13 protein-coding genes and 1 pseudogene are annotated in these 16,338 nt (G+C 68.2%); 6 read left to right on the top strand and 8 right to left on the bottom strand.

Going from position 1 to position 16,338, the window contains the following annotated elements; genetic code table 11:
• Window positions 1-229: 229 nt before the first annotated feature.
• Window positions 230-808, top strand: coding sequence for a GNAT family N-acetyltransferase (locus AB0I16_RS27105; RefSeq protein ID WP_363252193.1), 579 nt, complete (start codon window positions 230-232; stop codon window positions 806-808).
• Between the two features lie 587 nt (window positions 809-1,395).
• Here AB0I16_RS27105 and AB0I16_RS27100 read toward each other — a convergent pair.
• Window positions 1,396-1,944: a YciI family protein gene (locus AB0I16_RS27100; protein ID WP_363252198.1), complete on the bottom strand. Its 549-nt coding sequence runs from the start codon at window positions 1,942-1,944 to the stop codon at window positions 1,396-1,398.
• Between the two features lie 292 nt (window positions 1,945-2,236).
• Window positions 2,237-3,511, bottom strand: coding sequence for an MFS transporter (locus AB0I16_RS27095; RefSeq protein ID WP_363252192.1), 1,275 nt, complete (start codon window positions 3,509-3,511; stop codon window positions 2,237-2,239).
• 84 nt (window positions 3,512-3,595) lie between these two features.
• On the opposite strand from AB0I16_RS27095, the gene AB0I16_RS27090 reads away from it, so the two are divergent.
• Window positions 3,596-4,054 (top strand): helix-turn-helix domain-containing protein, encoded by a 459-nt coding sequence (locus AB0I16_RS27090; protein WP_363252191.1) that lies wholly within the window; start codon window positions 3,596-3,598, stop codon window positions 4,052-4,054.
• A 1,356-nt stretch (window positions 4,055-5,410) separates the two neighbouring features.
• On the opposite strand, the gene AB0I16_RS27085 is transcribed toward AB0I16_RS27090, so the two are convergent.
• Together AB0I16_RS27085 and AB0I16_RS27080 are read right to left on the bottom strand one after the other, a co-directional pair.
• Entirely contained in the window at window positions 5,411-6,073 is a 663-nt protein-coding gene (locus AB0I16_RS27085) for a response regulator transcription factor (RefSeq protein WP_363252190.1), read from the bottom strand.
• The gene (locus AB0I16_RS27080) at window positions 6,070-7,233 is read right to left on the bottom strand and encodes a histidine kinase (protein ID WP_363252188.1); all 1,164 of its coding nucleotides are present in this window, start codon (window positions 7,231-7,233) and stop codon (window positions 6,070-6,072) included. The genes AB0I16_RS27085 and AB0I16_RS27080 overlap by 4 nt, the downstream gene beginning before the upstream one ends.
• Before the next feature lie 417 nt (window positions 7,234-7,650).
• Between AB0I16_RS27080 and AB0I16_RS27075 the strand changes: the two genes are divergently transcribed.
• The 4 genes from AB0I16_RS27075 to AB0I16_RS27060 all read left to right on the top strand — a co-directional run bounded on the left by AB0I16_RS27075 (window position 7,651) and on the right by AB0I16_RS27060 (window position 11,873).
• On the top strand, window positions 7,651-9,141 hold the full coding sequence (locus tag AB0I16_RS27075) for a hypothetical protein (RefSeq protein ID WP_363252187.1): 1,491 nt from the start codon (window positions 7,651-7,653) through the stop codon (window positions 9,139-9,141).
• Between the two features lie 138 nt (window positions 9,142-9,279).
• Entirely contained in the window at window positions 9,280-9,405 is a 126-nt protein-coding gene (locus AB0I16_RS27070) for a hypothetical protein (RefSeq protein ID WP_363252186.1), read from the top strand.
• Between the two features lie 317 nt (window positions 9,406-9,722).
• Window positions 9,723-10,718 (top strand): YncE family protein, encoded by a 996-nt coding sequence (locus AB0I16_RS27065; protein ID WP_363252185.1) that lies wholly within the window; start codon window positions 9,723-9,725, stop codon window positions 10,716-10,718.
• 600 nt (window positions 10,719-11,318) lie between these two features.
• Window positions 11,319-11,873 (top strand): GNAT family N-acetyltransferase, encoded by a 555-nt coding sequence (locus AB0I16_RS27060; protein ID WP_363252183.1) that lies wholly within the window; start codon window positions 11,319-11,321, stop codon window positions 11,871-11,873.
• Here the strand turns inward: AB0I16_RS27060 and AB0I16_RS27055 are convergent.
• The 4 genes and pseudogenes from AB0I16_RS27055 to AB0I16_RS27040 form a co-directional block, all read right to left on the bottom strand.
• Window positions 11,862-12,745 (bottom strand): annotated as a pseudogene (locus tag AB0I16_RS27055) (IS5 family transposase). The gene AB0I16_RS27060 and the pseudogene AB0I16_RS27055 overlap by 12 nt on opposite strands.
• A 388-nt stretch (window positions 12,746-13,133) precedes the next feature.
• The gene (locus AB0I16_RS27050; RefSeq protein WP_363252182.1) at window positions 13,134-14,624 is read right to left on the bottom strand and encodes a phosphatidylinositol-specific phospholipase C domain-containing protein; all 1,491 of its coding nucleotides are present in this window, start codon (window positions 14,622-14,624) and stop codon (window positions 13,134-13,136) included.
• Between the two features lie 564 nt (window positions 14,625-15,188).
• The gene (locus AB0I16_RS27045) at window positions 15,189-15,314 is read right to left on the bottom strand and encodes a hypothetical protein (RefSeq protein WP_363252181.1); all 126 of its coding nucleotides are present in this window, start codon (window positions 15,312-15,314) and stop codon (window positions 15,189-15,191) included.
• A complete protein-coding gene (locus tag AB0I16_RS27040) occupies window positions 15,311-15,451 on the bottom strand; it encodes a hypothetical protein (protein ID WP_363252180.1) in 141 nt (46 codons plus the stop codon). Before AB0I16_RS27040 ends, AB0I16_RS27045 begins: the two co-directional genes overlap by 4 nt.
• Between the last annotated feature and the right edge of the window lie 887 nt (window positions 15,452-16,338).

Genomic DNA, 16,338 nt, shown 5'->3' with positions numbered 1-16,338 from the left:
CGTCCAGCCGGTCGTGACCTCGATCGATGGACGGCCCCGTGACTGCAGACGTCGATGGAACACCCGAGAAGAGCCGCATACGGCGCATGCCAACCTGCGGCCAACCCGCAGCGAGCGGCCGCAGCACGCCCGCAGTGAGCAGCCACGGCCAGTCCGCGGTGAGCGGCCGTGGGTGCAGAAAGCGTTGCTGCTCTGGAGTCTGGCCGTCAGGCAGGGCACAATCGGGCCCATGTCCAGCCCTCCCGAGATCGTTCTGCCACCGAGCATCCGGTTATCGGGAGAGGGGATACTGCTCAGGGAGTGGACCGAAGCCGACCTGCCCGCCTTGGTCGAGCTCTATGACGACCCCGAGATAGACCGATGGACGCCGGTGCCCTCTCCGTTCGACTCCGAGGCGGCGCGCGCGTATCTGACCAAGGCGCACGCCGATCGCCGGCAAGGACGCCGCACAGCACAACTGGCCATCACCACCGACGGCGTGCAGCCGCGCGGTGAGATCCTCCTCTTCCTCAGTGAACTCAACGCACGAGACGTCGAACTCGCCTACGGCATCGGCCCTCAACACCGCCGGCAAAGCCTGGCCGCACGCTCGGTGACCTTGCTGGCCGACTACGCCTGCCGGCAGCTGGCCGCACGGCGAGTACTGCTGCGCATCGAAGCGGGCAACACACCAAGCGCGGCTGTCGCCCGCGCGAGCGGCTTCCGGCTCACCGACGACCAGCCCGTCACACGCCAGGCAAAAGACCGCCAGGTGACGTTGTCCACCTGGAGCTACCAGCACGCCCAAGCGGACTCCCTGCCAGCCTGAACAGGCCAGCACCCAGCCCCCCCCCGGCACACAGCGGTACCAGGACGGCACCCTCGCACGCAGCCCCCGTTACCTTTTTTCGCTGGGGTTGCGGCTGCGGCAGCCGCAACCCCCCGCCCTTCCCACCGGGCAGGCAGCCCGGCAGGACGGGCAAGATAGCCGGCTCACCCCGCAAGGAGCCGCACTCTGGGCCACCAGGCCACCCGCCACCCGCACCGCATCACCCACCGGCACCCACCGGCACCCGGGCACGCCCGAGCCAAGACACCACCCGCCAACTGCACCCGCATCCCACCTCCAGCAAAGGGCAAAGGCAAGGACGAGAGCGAGGGCGAGGGCGAGGGCGAGAGCCGGAGCCGAGCCGGTGGGGGTGGGCTCCCCGGGCTTCCCTGCCGCGCGCATCCCTGCGGAACACCCCGCCGCGGGGCCGGCCCTGTGCAGGGACCACGGTCACTCCGTAGGCCGGCAGATCCCGGTACTCCTCCATGACCCACGCCCGGCCACCCGGTACCGCACCACCCCTGCCCGTGGGGTCCGCAGGCCCAGCACCCCCCGTATCTCCACCATCCCCGCCCCACCAGGCGACCTCACCGACGCCCGCCGAACTCCCAGTCGTGGACCTCGATGACCGCATACCGGTCCGCCGTCAAAACGGTACGTGCCGTGTCCGGATCCCGGGCTATGAGCAGCACCGCCGTACCCAGCCAGGTATCACCGTCATCGGACAACAGCGGCCCGTACGCGACCAAGTCGTCCCGGCCGGGCGGCACAGCGAGGTCGACAGCCGGGCCCTGGCCGAGACCGAGCACCAGATACCGGTTACCTCCGCTCCTGCCACCGGGAAAGTCCCACATCGTGGACCCCAGCATGTTGCGCCACCGGCGCAGCAGCACTTCCCGGTACACGCCGGCCTGGTAGTTGGGCTCATCAAAGGCAAACGCCCGGGCGGCAGCCGGGTCGGGCAGATCCACGATGTGCACGCTCCCGGTGGGTGTTTCACCGTCACCGGCGAACGTCGGGCCACGAGCGATCAGCTCCTTGGCATACCGGTCCATGTAGGACCAGTGTTCCTCCACCAGCCCCTCGCGCAATGCAAGCGAGCCGAACCGGTCACGGTGGTAACAGAAGAACTCCATAACCACATACCCTCCTCGACCAGCAGCACCGGCTCAACCACCTCACCGACACCCGCACCGCACCCGCACGCACCTGAGCGCGGGCACGGGCGCGGATGCCGGTGCGGGGGCGGGTGCGGAGCGCAGCGCCCGCCGCCGGGGGCGGATGAGCGTGCACGCTCCCCCGCGTGACGGCCCTCCTCCCCCGGGGCGCTACCAGCCGGTGGCACCGGCCCGGCACCTCGGGTGCCCGCCGTGCCGGGCCGCCCCTGGGTGCTCGGCCTCTACCAGGACCTTGCAGAACGCCCCCATGTCATCTTCCCGGCCCGCGGCTGCCACGGCCGCAGGCCTCACCCGGCCCGGACAGCCCCGGATCCAGCTCCGGGCCACGCTCCGTGCACAGGTGCGGATGCGGAACCCCCACGCCATCGAGAAGAGACCGCCTGCTCATCGCCCAGACCACCAGCGCACAGATCGCGAAACCCGCCCCCAGGAAGCTGGAGCCCGCCCAGCCGTGCAGGGTGAACAGGGCCGTGGTCGTGGCAGCACCCAGGGCGGAGCCAAGCGAGTAGAAGACCATATAGCCGCCGATGACGCTGCTGGGGCGATCCGGGTACGCGGCGGTGAGCACGTGCTGGTTACTCACATGGACGGCCTGGACCGCGAAGTCAAGGACCACGATGCCGACGATGAGGAGCCCCAGCGTCTTAGGCAGTTGCGCGATGGCCGCCCAGGAGAGGACGAGCAGGATGAGCGCGAGGCCGGCCACCTGACTCGTCCGTCCCGCATCCGCCCACCGTCCCGCGCGCGCCGCACCAAGGGCACCGGCAAGTCCCGCCAGGCCGAACCATCCGATCCGGCTTTCGTCCAGATGCCAGGGTGCATCCGCAAGCGGCAGGGACAGCCCGCTCCACAGTGTTCCAAAGGATGCGAACAAGAAGAACGCGATGAGCCCGCGCGTCAGCAGCAGGCGCTGCCTGAAGAGTTTCCCGAGTGAAACAACTGCCTGCCCGTACCGCGCAGGTCTGCTGCGACGGTCCTCTGCCGGCAGTGCGACGACGACAACAGCCGCGAGCCCCAGCGACAGCACCGCCAGCACGGCATAGATACTCCGCCAGCCCCACACATCGGCGAGCATGCCGGTGACCACCCGGGCGCCCAGGATGCCCACCACAACCCCCGCAGTCACGACACCGATGGTGCGGCCCCGGTCGGCGGGCGGCGCAAGGGAGGCGGCGTAGGCCACGGCGCTCTGCACGACGACCGCGAACAGCCCGGCCGCCGCGAGCCCCGAGAACGCCATCCACCCGGCCGACGCGAAGGCCGTCACAAGCAGGCCCGCCGCGGTGATCGCCAAGTGCACGGCGATGAGCCGCCGCCTGTCGAGGACCACATCACCCAGCGGCACCAGCAGCACCAGCCCTGCCAGGTAGCCGAACTGACCGGCCGCCACGAGCCAGCCCGTGTGTGCTGCCGGCACACCCAGATCCCGCCCCATCGGCTCCAGAACAGGCTGCGCGGCATAGATGCCGGCCACCGCGACGCCACACACCGCCGCGAGCAGCAGCCCCCGCCCCGTGTTCGTCATACCCCAACCCCCATCAGTAGCGAATTGCAACCGATTTGACGTTAAGGCATGCTGGTTTCACACCGCAACTCATCGGGAGGTGTCATGCCGCGCACCACCACGCGCACCCCCAGACCCCACTGGACCGACCCCGACTGCCCCGTCGCCCGCACCCTCGACCTCGTCGGCGACCGGTGGAGTCTGCTCCTCATCCGCGACGCGATGGACGGCGCACGCTCATTCACCGAATTCCAGCGACGTACCGGCATCGCCCGCAACATCCTCACCGACCGCCTGCGCAAGCTCACCGCCCACGCACTCCTCACCCAGCGGACCGCACCCTCAGGCCGCCGTCGCGAATACGTCCTCACCGACGCCGGCCACGACCTCTTCCCCGTCATCCTCACCCTGCGGCAATGGGGAGAACGCCACGCCTTCGCCCCCGGCGAAACACACTCCACCCTGGTCGACGAACACGGCACCCCCATACCCCACATCCAGCCGACCACCACCAACGGCACCCCCCTCAACACCCACACCACACACGTACAAAAAAACCGATGACAGCAGTCAGCAGCAGCTCCCCGCTGCCGGCTCAGCTCATAGACCACCCGCTCGACCTGATGATCCGTCAGGCTCAAAACGGCCCCTCCAGCCCACCGGCCTGCTCCCTGAAGAGCGGATGAACTGCACAAAAACCGCACCTGGTCACATCGGCCCGCGAGCTGCCCACCATCGACATGACGCCGGTACAGCGCGAACGAGGCTGGTGAAATGGACGCACCGGATAACCCGCCTCAGGCCGCGAGAACAAACGACGCCAAGCCCGGGAAGTCCTGGTGGAGGCCAAGGCAGCGGGCACGCTACGGGATTCACGGTGTCGGCCGGCCCGGTGAGGGGAGGGCGGGTACCCGCCGCGCTCACGGCGCTGACGGCCGGTCTCCTGGCCTTCCACCGGACGGTGCCGTGAGCAGGGAGCGGATCTTCGTCGATGAGTAGCCCTTGGCCGCGGCCACCACCTCTGGCCGCGTCCTGGGCCGGGTCCGCGCCGCTCGCCGGTCTTCCACAGACTAGACCGATCGGGCAGGTCCCGTCAGCCCGATCACTGCCAACGACTCATCAGTCAGCTCATGATGAGGCACCACGAACAACCCCACGGCACCGCCACTTTGCGGACTCGACTAACGCTGCTCAGGGGCGATATCAGCACTGCAGGCCGATGAGGCCCCATCCGCGCGCTGCAGCCTCGGTTGCTATCCCCCCATTCGGTGACGAGGGCAGTAAACGACGAGAAGTCGTGAATACGCTCCGTGGGCTCGACAATGTGCTGTTCGAACGGTTTACGCAGGGACGGCAGGCCTGGCTCGACCTGGATCCAGAAGTGATGGAGGGCATGCACGTCATCGGGGAGGAGCCAGAGCATGGTCTCTGGACACCAGTGGTTTTTCCGTTCTGGGACGGAAGGGGGTGAAGGGAGGGTCCGCGAACTCCCAGTTGTTCGACCCAGAACAACGGAGCACTGAACTCGTCCAGTGCCGTGCGCAATCCGGGCTTCACGGACCCTCGTATCTTGTCCCAGCGTTCACCGGCCCAGAAGTGCGGCTTGTAGGAGGTGCGGGTGTTGTGAAATTCGTAGCGTGCGTGCCAGGGGCCGTTCTCGACTTCGGGCCAGGGTCCATCCCTCCCGCTGCTTGGTCCACCTGGCGTCGTCACTGCCGAACGCAGCGGTCTCCACCAGGTCGGCCCGAAGTTCAGCCAGCCTCGCTTCTATGTACGGTACGCGCAGTCGACGATCAGGATCCCTCATGCGGACTAACGGCCCGTTTCATGGATGGGCGCTTGTAACAAAGACATCCACGCAAGCCAGGCCGTAGCAGGGCAACCGTTCCGGGAACAAGACTGCCGAGGGCAGTGCCGGTCTCATGCCGGGTGGATGAGGCGGCTTTCGTAGGCGAAGATCACGGCTTGTATCCGGTCGCGGAGTTCGAGCTTTTGCAGGATTCGCCCCAGATGGGACTTCACGGTCGCCTCCGCCAGGTACAGGGTGGCCGCGATTTCGGTGTTGGACAGGCCGCAGCCCACCTTGATGAGCACCTCGCGCTCGCGGACGCTGAGCCGGCTCAGACGTTCGTCGCGGTCGGCGCTGTCGGCGTCCGGGATGTGTGGGCGGAGGTCCTCCAGCAGGCGGCGGGTGACTCGCGGGGAGACCACCGCGTCGCCCGCTGCCACGCTGCGTATGGCCGCGAGCAATTCCTCGGGCCTGGTGTTTTTCAGCAGGAAGCCCGAGGCTCCGGCTTTGAGTGCGGCGAAGGCGTATTCGTCGAGGTCGAAGGTGGTGAGGATCAGTATTCTGGTCTGAGGTGAGGTTCGGATGACCTGTCGGGTTGCCTCGATTCCGTCGGTTCCGGGCATTCGGACGTCCATGAGGACGACGTCGGGACGCAGGTCCCGGGCGAGGCGTATGGCCTGGGTGCCGTCTGCGGCTTCGCCGACCGGTGCCATGTCGGGCTGGGTCTCCAGGACCGTGCTGAAGGCCATACGGAGCAGCGCTTCGTCGTCGGCGATCAGGATGCGGATCGTCATGCGGACGCCGCTCCGCTGCCGCCGAGGTCGAGGCGGGTGTGGACTCGCCAGCCGCCGTCCGGGAGCGGTCCGGCCCGCAACGTCCCCCCGTAGGCGGCCGCGCGCTCGCGCATGCCGGGGATACCGTGGCCGGATGGTGTCGCGCCGAGAAGTGGCGGGCGGGGGCCGCCGCTGTCGGTGATGTCCACCGTGACGGTCTCGGTCGAGCACCGTATCCGGACTTTCGCGTGCGTGCCGGGGCTCGTGTGCTTGAGGGTGTTGGTCAAGGCTTCCTGAACCAGGCGGTAGACGGTCAGTTGTGCGGTGGCGGGCATGTGAGTGTGGCCACCGTGGACCTCGACGCGGGTCGGCAGCCCGGCAGTGCACATCTGGTCGGCGAGGGCCGCCAGTTGCGCGATGCCGGGCAGCGGGTGGCGCTCCGCGTCGGGTTCGTCGGTCCGGAGGATGCCCAAGGAGCGTCGCATGTCGGTCAGGGCCTGCCGGCCGGTCTCGGAGATCTGGAGCATCGCGGTGGTGGCCTTGGCGGGGGACCGGTGCTGTGCGTAGACGGCGGCGTCGGTGAGCGCGACCATGACGGACAGGTTGTGGGTGACGATGTCGTGCATCTCCCGGGTGATACGTGCCCTCTCCTCGGCGACGGCCAGCCGGGCCTGTTGGTCCTGTTGTTGCTCCAGGCGTGCGGCCCGTTCCTCCAAGGCGGCGAGGTAGGCGCGTGTGGTCCGCACATTCACCCCCAGGACGGCGGCGGAGACGACCATCGCGGTCACCGCGACGAAGGGGGTCAGGAACGCGCCTTCCGTCGCCCAGCGCAGACAGGCCAGCAGAGCCCCGCCCTCCACGATGGCGCCGGCGACAAGTGTGCCGCGGTGGCCCGAGTTCGCGGCCACCGTGTAGAGAGCCACCAACAAAGCGATGTCCGCCGGCAGTTGGACGTCCATCAGCCACTGGACGAGGGCCGCGGCCACCACGGCTCCGAACACCGTGAGCGGGGCCCGGCGCCGCCACACCAGGGGCAGTGCGAGGGCGGCGGTGAGGGCCGCGGACACCGGGAGCTCGTGCGGCGCGCGCGTGGTCATGATGTTGATCAGGAGCAGTGCCGGCAGCAGCGAGTCCCACACCACCGGCGGCAGTCGGGAGGCCCAGCGCCGGGTGGCTCTCATCGGTCGCGCCGCTCGTGCGGAGGCCAACGCGGTGTACCTCGTCAGCAGTACGGCTGTCCTGGCCCGCGGCACCCGGTCCCGGTAGCGCAACGGGTGGGCACTGCCGGTTTCCGCGGCCGCCTCGGTCATCACACGTCCCTGTCGATTCAGCGTCATCGCGGCCCCGGCCGGGGCCGCCACCGTGTACAGCCGGAGCCGGGTCGGGTACGGGAGCATGGGCCCGCGCTGCCCGCACGTACCGCGGCCCTGTCACGGTAGGCCGCGATCCGGCGGCGACGCATGAGCCCACCGTCTGATGGAATCGCGCGGAAGTACGACCACAGGAGGAGCCCGACCACCCCCCACAGTCGCAAGGTCACTCCCGTGGGCGTGCCTCGGACTGCGACTCCGGCTGTACACGATGGCACCCCGGGGGCGATGTGGCGGCGCGTGCCCCGCGCCGAGCATGGCCGGGTGACCGAGAACATCATGGGACTACGCATGTCCCTTCTGGAAGTCCTTGTCCTGCTGGCTGCCGTCGTGCTGGTGGTGGTGCGCTGGCTTCCCGCTGCCGTCCGCCCCCGCGTCACGATCGCGGCGGGAGCGGTGTTCGTACTGTCCGCGATCGTGCTGAGCGTGGTGGGAATCCGCTGGCAACTGCTGCCAGTACTGGCAGGCGCTGTCGTCGCGTTGCCGTTCGCCCTCTCTCCCCTGCTGCGCCGCCGTACCGGCCGGCCGACGTGGCGGGCCCGGTGGTGGCTGGCCCTGCCCGGGTCGGTGGCCTGCGTCGGCCTGATCACCATGGGTCCGGTGGCCGCCTGGGCCTTTCCCGTTCCCGTGTTCCCTGAGCCGTCGGGCCGTTTCGCGGTCGGCACCCGCGTGGTGCAGTGGACCGACCCGCGCCGCCCCGAGACCTTCACCGCCGACCCGCACGACCGGCGCACGGTCGTGGTCCAGCTCTGGTACCCCGCGCGGAAGAGCCCCTCAGTCATGCAGCGGGCCCAGTACCTTGGCCGCTCAGAGCACGAGGCGCGCACCGTCTCCGACGCCCTCGCCCGTACGGTCGGCATGCCTGGCTTCCTGGTCGACGGCATCCCGCGTGCCCGCACCCATTCGGTCTTCAACGCCCCGGTGGCCGACAGGGGCGGACGCTTCCCGGTCGTGCTGTTCTCTCCGGGATCGGGCGGAGTGCGCACCCAGAACACCGCCTGGGCGGAGGAACTGGCCAGCCACGGCTATGTGGTCGCCGCCCTCGATCATCCGTACGACTCCGCCGCCGTCGTCCTCACCGACGGCCGAACCATTCGCACCAAGACCATCTCCACCGGCGACCGGGACAAGGACGGCAAGCTGGCGGTCGACTGGACGGCTGTTCGGGGCGCCGACCTCAGCTTCGTCCTCACTCAGCTGGACCATCTGGGCGGAGGTGAGATCGCCGGTCCGTTGACCAGTCGCCTGGACACCGGCCGGGCCGCGGTCATCGGCCACTCCATGGGGGGTGCCGCCGCGCTGCGGGCAGCCCGGCAGGACCGCCGGTTCGACGCCGTCATCGATCTGGACGGCTACCCCCACGGCCCCGCCTCTCCCTCCCTCCACCAGCCGACGCTCGCGCTCACCCAGGCCATCACCCCCGCAACCGACCCGCGGTACATGCCCCGCCTCGCCAAGGCCCTCAAGCGCAACACCGCGACGAGCTACCGGCTCACCATCCCCGGCGCCGCGCACCTCACCTTCATGGACGGTCCCCTGTACCTGCCGCCTGTGCCGTCGATAGTCGGCTCCTTGGGCCGCACCGAGAGCCCTCGCGTCGTCGCCGCAACCACCCTCGCCTTCCTGGACACAACCCTGCGGCACAAACGCGGTGACCTGCCCGGTGTCCTGGCGGCCTACGGCGACCTCAGCGTCTACCGTCCAGGCGACAATCGCTGATCAGCTGTGCGGCGGCAGCCGACGCCACGGCCATTCCGTCTCCCGGCCGAAGGGCAGTCCGCGGTGCCGCCCCCGCCTGCCGCGGACCAGTACGCCATCCGTCGATCTGTCGGCAAACTCGCTGGGTGGGGTCGAGGCGTGCTGCTGTCCGCGCTGCGGGGCTGGGCGTGGGACTCCCCGACCACGGCGGTACGGGCCATCGCCCTCAGCATCCTCCGGCTCGGCAGCCTCCGGTTCGCGGTGAACGTCGTCTCCGGACCCTGATCACCCGGACACCTCCGAGACCCTGGAGGCGATGCGCGATGAGTACCTGGCGCTGGCTAGTGATGACGGGAATTGCGCCCGGGTGGGGGGGTGACGGGTGAGGGGTGACAGCAGATGCTGCCGCCATATGACATGTGGAATATGCGAAAGCGGACGTTTTGCCGTAAGCATAGCTATGCGTCAGTACGAATCCCCTTCCCGACCATGCGGGAGGCAGGGGCCGGGTCTCGCCATGCCCGTCCGCCCAGGACTCCCACATCCACAGAGGTAGATCCATGCTCAGAGTCTTCACACGCAGTCGCCGCTTCCGTGTCCGTGTGGCGCTGGGGTTCGTGCTCACCGCCATGGCGTGCACGTCCGCCGCAGTGCCCGGCGTGCCCTCCCCCGTCGTGAAACCGGCGGCGAAGGGCGCCCCCAACGAGGCCTTCCCGATGCGCATCGTCGCCTACGTGGCCAACAGCGGTGCCGGGACCGTCTCCTCCTTCGACGTCCGCCTGGAAAGGGCCGTCGCCACCACGCCGGTGGGCAGCGGGCCGACCGGCGTGGGCGCCGCCCCCGACGGCTCCCACGTGTATGTGGCGAACGGCCTGTCCGACTCGGTCACCTTCATCGAGACCTCCAGCCGCAAGGCCGTGGCGACCGTACCCGTCGGCTCCTATCCGTTCTCCGCCTCCCCCAGTCGGGACGGGCGGTGGGTGCTCGCCGCGAACTGGGGCAGCGGCAACGTCTCCGTCATCGACACGGTCAGCCACAAGGTCATCGCGACGCCCGCGGTCGGTGAGCTCCCGCACAGCATCGCCACCTTGCCCGGCGGCAGCGCCCTCGTCACCAACAGCGGCAGCAACGACGTCACCGTCCTGTCCAAGGGCCATGAGCCCCTGGCCCGCATCCCCGTGGGCGACTTCCCCAGCGGCATCACCGCCACGGCGAAGGGAGACAGGGTCTACGTCGCCAACACGGGAGCCGGCAGCATCTCCGTCATCGACCCCGCCACCCGCAAAGTGACGGCTACCTGGCCGGCCGGCAAAGCACCACTCGGCCTCGGACTCAGCCCCGACGGAACACGGCTCTACGCCGCGGACTCCGCAGCCGACACACTCCTCATCATCGACACCACGACCGGCGACATCCTCTCCCGTGTGCCGGTGGGCAAGACACCGCAAGGCGTGGCGGTCAGCCCTGGCGGCAGCCGGGTCTGGGTCACCAACGAGGACTCCGACACCGTCTCGGTGATCGACCCGGCACTCACGAAAGTGCGGGCCACACTGCCCACCGGCCACCAACCCGAAGGCATCGCCATCACCCCCAGGTGAGAGCGCGGTGCCGGGCGAGGCAACCCACCACCCCACCCGGCATCGCACTGGTCTCCTGGGCCGGGCGGAAGCTTGTGGATGCGGCTGGCGTAGCAGCCGGTGACGTTGACCGGGTCGAATACGCCGTCGTCGAGGCCGCGGAAGCCGAGGTCCGCCAGCGCCCCGGGACCGGCGGTGCGCAGGTGTGCCGGGACGTGGTCCTGGCGGACGGCGATGTTGTCGTGGGTGCGGCCGGACCGGGCGGCGGGTATCCGAACCACCCGCCCCCCTCTCGCATGTCAGGGCAAGGAAGTGCAGGCCGTGATGGTGATGCGTGCCGGAATAGTTCTGCCGGTCCGCCTTTCCGACGCGGCGTTGGGTGGCGATGAGGGAGCCGTCGCTCAGGGCCATCTCCCCAGCCCTTCCCAGTGCCTGTCCGGCGGATCATGGCGTGCCTTCGTCGGCCTTGTTCTCGAGCCCGCCACTTCGCGAGACGGGACTCCGCGGAAGGGAGGCGCCGGCGAAACACCTGCAGCACCGCAGAGCCTGCATCTTGTCGTCCAGGCTGATGGCTGTGAGGCTTTAGGCCCCTGCTCGACGTCCCGCTGTGGAGACTTCGCGATGATGACCTGGCGTCGGCTCGCTGAGCACGACTTTCCGTTGCTGATGTTCTGGTTGGAGCAGCCGCACGTGGCCCGTTGGTGGAACCATGAGACCTCGCTCGCGGCGGTGTCACGGGACTTCGGCCCCGCTGCCAAGGGCGAGGAACCTTCGGAGGACCTTCTCGTCCACCTCGGCGACAGCCCGATTGGCTTGGTTCAGCGTTGCCGTCTGTCTGACTACCCCGAGTATCTGGCTGAGCTCGCCATTCTGGTCGAGGTGCCTTCCGGGGCAATGACCATCGACTACCTGATCGGTGAGCCACAACAGGTCGGCCGAGGGCTCGGCCCACAGATGATCCGATCGGTCATCCAGGCGACCTGGAACGACCACCCCGACGCGTCATGTGTCCTGGTGCCAGTGCCGGCGGCCAACCGAGCATCCTGGCGGGTGCTGGAGAAGGCCGGACTACGCCGGGTCGCTGAGGGCGATCTGGAGCCGGATAACCCTATCGACGACCGTGCCCACTACCTCTACCGAATTGATCGGCCAGGCGCGGCCAGATCAGGTGCGTAGCCAAAGCCGGATCGAGGTGAGGGTGACAGTGCCGTGGAAGATGTAGGCGCGCTTGTCGAATTTCATGGCCACCGCCCGGGAGTTCATCAGCGCGTTGATCGTTCGCTCAGCTTCGTTCCTGCGCTTGTAGTTCGTCCTGTCGAAGGCGGCGGGCCGGCTGCCCCTGTTGCCTCTGCGCCGGCGGTTGGCCCGCTGGTTCTTCGGTTCGGGGATCGGGATCGTGTGTTGATCTGGCGTGGTCGCAGGTAGCGGCGGTTGCGGCGGGAGGAGTACGCCTTGTCACCGCCGATGGTCAGGCCGAGTCCGGGGACGCCCACTGTCCAGGCGGGCGACACGGGCACGCCCCATGACCAGGATGAGCTGCGGGGCGTCACCCCACTGGCCCGGGGTGATCAGCAGAGCCAGAGGGCGGCGTCCTCCTTCACCGGCGAGGTGGATTTTGCAGGTCAGACCGCCCCGGGAGCGTCCGAGTCCCTCGTCGGGACGGTGCTGCCGGGGCGCGCCTCTTATCCCGGCAGCCGCGGAGGCTTCTTGCGTGCTCCGGCGGCGTGCTGGTGGGCCCGGCAGGAGGTGGAGTCCACACCCACCATCGACCAGTCGATGCGGCCTTCCGCGTCCGCACCGGCCAGCACGGCCGCGAAGAGCCTGTCCGATGTGCCATCCGCTGACCAGCGCCGATGTCGCTCGTAGACGGTCTTCCACTTGCCGAAACTCGCAGGCAGATCCCGCCACGGCACCCCAGTCCGGTTCCGGTACAGGATTCCGTTGATGATTCTGCGGTGGCTGCCCCAACGCCCGCCCCGCCGACCGGACTTCGGCAGATGCGACTTCAGCCGGGCCCATTCCTCGCCCGCGAGATCTCCCCGTCCCATGAGCATGCCAACGCGCCAGGACCGAGACGGAACAAGATCCGCCGGACAGACCTAGTCACCTTCTTCGGTGCGCGGTCCAGTCGCGGCGCCTGCGCGGCGAGCAGGGCCGCGAGCAGGGCGATCAGCTCGTCGCGCCAGCGGTGGACGGTAGACGGTGGACGGTGGGTTCTGAATGTCTCCCACAGCTTTCTCTTCGAGGGCATGTTGGAGACGCTGGTGAGCGTGGCCAGTGGTCTGCTGATACTGGCCTCGGCCGGTGCGCTGTATCTCACCCGTGCGGGGCGCAGGCGACAAGAGAGTGAGAAAGAGTCCAGGTAAGCGCGCCCAGGCCACCTCTCCGGGAAGGAGGGGCGGCCTGGATGTCGGTAGTGTCGGGAGCATGGCGGGGTTACTTGGTCGGGCAGGTCTCCTGGGTAACCTTGCCGCCCGACTTGTCGGCGGTGGCCGGGTCCATCGACAGGCACATGCCCGTCCAGTTGTTGATGAACTTGAAGCCGTCCATGGAGCCGGTAGGGGTGGCGATCTTGGTCGGGACGACGTTCCACATCTGGCTGCCGGAGAACCAGCGGGTCTCACAGTCCCACCAGAACAGCTGGGTGCCGGAGCCGGGCGGGTTGCCGTTGTTGTAGGGGACCGTCAGGCACTTGCCGTTGCTCGCCTTGATCCAGAAGTGGCCCTTGTGGTCGAACGACTTCGGCTGCGAGGCTTCCCACTGGTGGCTGCTGGGCGCGTCCGACTGACACTCGCGCTGGGTGACCAGACCGCCTGACTTGGAGTCGTCGAACTCGGGGCCCCGCACCATGCAGCGGCCGTACAGGCTGTTGACGTAGGTCTTGTCCTTGTTGACCGTCCAGAACATCCGATTGCCGCCTGAGACGAACTTGTCCGCGTTGTGGTCGATGATCGCGTTGACCAGACCCCAGCCGGGATAATCCATCATGACGAACCCGAGCCGGCCGGCCTTGCGGTCGTTGAGGTGCTTCATCAGCCAGAGGTTGACGCCCCCCGTCTGAGGCTTGTTCGAGTACACGCGGCCGCCGGCGTACTCGTACGGGGAGAAGCCCAGGGGAACGGTGGATGCGGACGTATAGGTCAGGAACAGGTCATGGGGCGAAGGGCTGTCCATCGCCTTGTTGATGTTCTTCTTGACGTAGTCCCACTTTACGTTGGGGTCCGCCGCGTTCCAGGTGTCCTCCATGTTGGAGTCGAAATCCTTGATGCCATATCCGCCGGCTCCCGCGTTGTCGAAGCTGGCCAGGACCAGCTTGCCGCGCACGTCCCCCAGCCTGGGAATGCCCGCCTTGCCGTTCCCCTTCACCGAAGCGTCGTAGAAGAGGCCGGGGTACTCCTTCACGTAAGTGTCGAAGGTCGACCGGATCTGTTCCTGAGTCACGTTCTCCGGCTCGTGCCTACAGTCGGTCGGGGCGCCCTTTTCGTCCTTGTAAAGGCACTCGGCCCTCAGTCGCATGACGATCGTCTCGTGCGGGTTGTCCTTGAGGAAGTCCCGCGTCTTCTTGAGGACGTCGTCGAAGTTGGCCTTCTGGTAGTACGACGCGTGGTGGATCGTGAACTTGCCACCGATGGAGCGGACCCGGATGTCGATGGCGCGGATCCCGCGGTCGTACTGCGCCCGGAGCGTCTGCCCGCTGTCCCCGTAATTCTCCTGCGTCTCCACGTAGTTACCACCGTGGATGGACAGCGTGTCGTGAGTCCCCGGGATGGACATGTCCGACAGCCTGGTGTTGCTCGCGACGCCCCACATCCACTCGTTCCGGTCTGGTGCGCCGAGGTTGTAGTAGGCGTCATCATTGGTCGACCCGGCCGCCTCAGCGGCGGTCGGGGTCAGCAGTGCCGCGCCGAGCGCGACACAGACCGTCATCAGATGTGCCAGCGGGCGGGACCGTCTGCGAGATCCGGCGCGGGAGGTGGGGCCGGGCATGGGACTCCTGTCCAAAGCGGGGGGTTGCACGGTCCAGCTTGAGTTCCGCCGCCCACGTTCTACTCACGTTTCACTCACGCCCCGAGCACACGCCCCGCGCTCCGCTCCCCCGCGTTCAGATGGGTCGGCACGGCCAGCACGCACCTGCCATGCCCCGCTGTCCGCCCGATTTTCGACCCTGCCGGGAGGTCTATGGGAGATGCAGATGATGCGGATCATGCACCATGCCGTCCTGTCGGCCGCCTCCGAACTGGCTCCCGTATCGCAGGCCGAACTGGGCCGCAGTCTGAGTATTGGCCGCGAGGACATGCTCGCAATCCCCCAACGACCTCCAGAACGACGGTCTCGTGACCCGCGCACCGGGCGCCAAGGACCGGCGCGCAAGAGCACTATCGCCCCTCGCCGAGCGGACCCAGCTCTCGGGGCTCCTCGCGCGCATTGTCCGGCAGGACGAGCCTTGCGGTGGAGCCGCTCTGGGAGGTAGTACCTGGCGGTTCCGCGGCTCTATCTTCTCCTGCGGGTCTGCGTGATCCCGAAGGCGATGAGGCCCACCACGGCGATCACCGCAAGCAGCCAGAGAGGAACACCGCCCAGCCCCTTGTACGCCAACTCGGCGGATCCGGTCCTCATCGCCGGTTCCTGCTTCGCATCAGCAGCGCTACGAGGACGATCGCGAAGATGGCGAAGAGGATGACGAATATCGTCGCGCCGCTGCCCGACGCCCACATCTTGGCCAGTTCGACCGACGAGTCCGTTTCGTGGTCCATGTCTCCCGCTCCTTCATGGAGTCCGGCCAGAGCGCTCTCCGGCCGGGCTTTCCTGTTCTGTTCCGTCAGCGGTGCCGCTCCACGGCGGCCCCGCTCAAGAGCCGATCAGTCCCGCGGCGTACGCGATGTCGAAGACTGCCAGGAGGCTTCCGACCGCTACCCTCATCTCGTTTCCTGCCAGACGTCGTTTTCGATCCCTGCAATGTGTTGCTCCAGAAGACGTGCCTCTGGAGATGGTGCGTCTAGGAGGGGTACTCAGCAGTCGCCGAGCGCTTTCCGGTGCTTCCGCCGGTCTCTACTCCGGCGTTCACGCTCTCGCCGCCCGTCGAAGCGGTGACGCTGCCGGGACCTGTACTGCTCGAGACCCCGACCGATCCGCCGCCTCTCATGTCACTGGTATCGGCGGACAGGCCTCCGCTCTCTCCCGGGGTAATCCCAGACTGAGCGTGGGCTTGGCCTCCTTGCCGCCCGTCCTGCCGACCACTCCGATGCAGACCTCGAAGCAGGCTTCGCCCGCGATCGAGCCCGTGATCAGCCGGCTCGGGTCGATGCGGTTCACCGGGTCACTTCGGCGTAGAGGTAGGGGTTCTGTTCCTGTCCGGAGGGGTCTGGCTGGGTGAAGCGGGCGCTGTTGGGTCGTAGTAGCGGGCCGCGTAGTGGTAGAGCCCGGTCGGGTCCCGGTAGCCGCCGGCGAACCGGTAGGGTCGCGGGGTCTTCTCGCTGGCCGTCGCGCAGGGGCGCCGCTCGGGCTGTAGGAGTGGTCGTTGCCCATCGCGCCGGACTCGTCGGTGACCGCGATGACGGAGCCGATCGCGTCGGTGAGGTAGAAGTACGTCTTCCCGTGCCGGGTCATGGAGTTGAGTGTGCCCCCGGGTTCACGGTTGAAG

Origin of the sequence: Streptomyces sp. NPDC050703 (genome assembly GCF_040654435.1) — a bacterium.
Lineage (GTDB): Bacteria > Actinomycetota > Actinomycetes > Streptomycetales > Streptomycetaceae > Streptomyces.
This window is presented reverse-complemented; position numbering and strand designations above follow the sequence as displayed.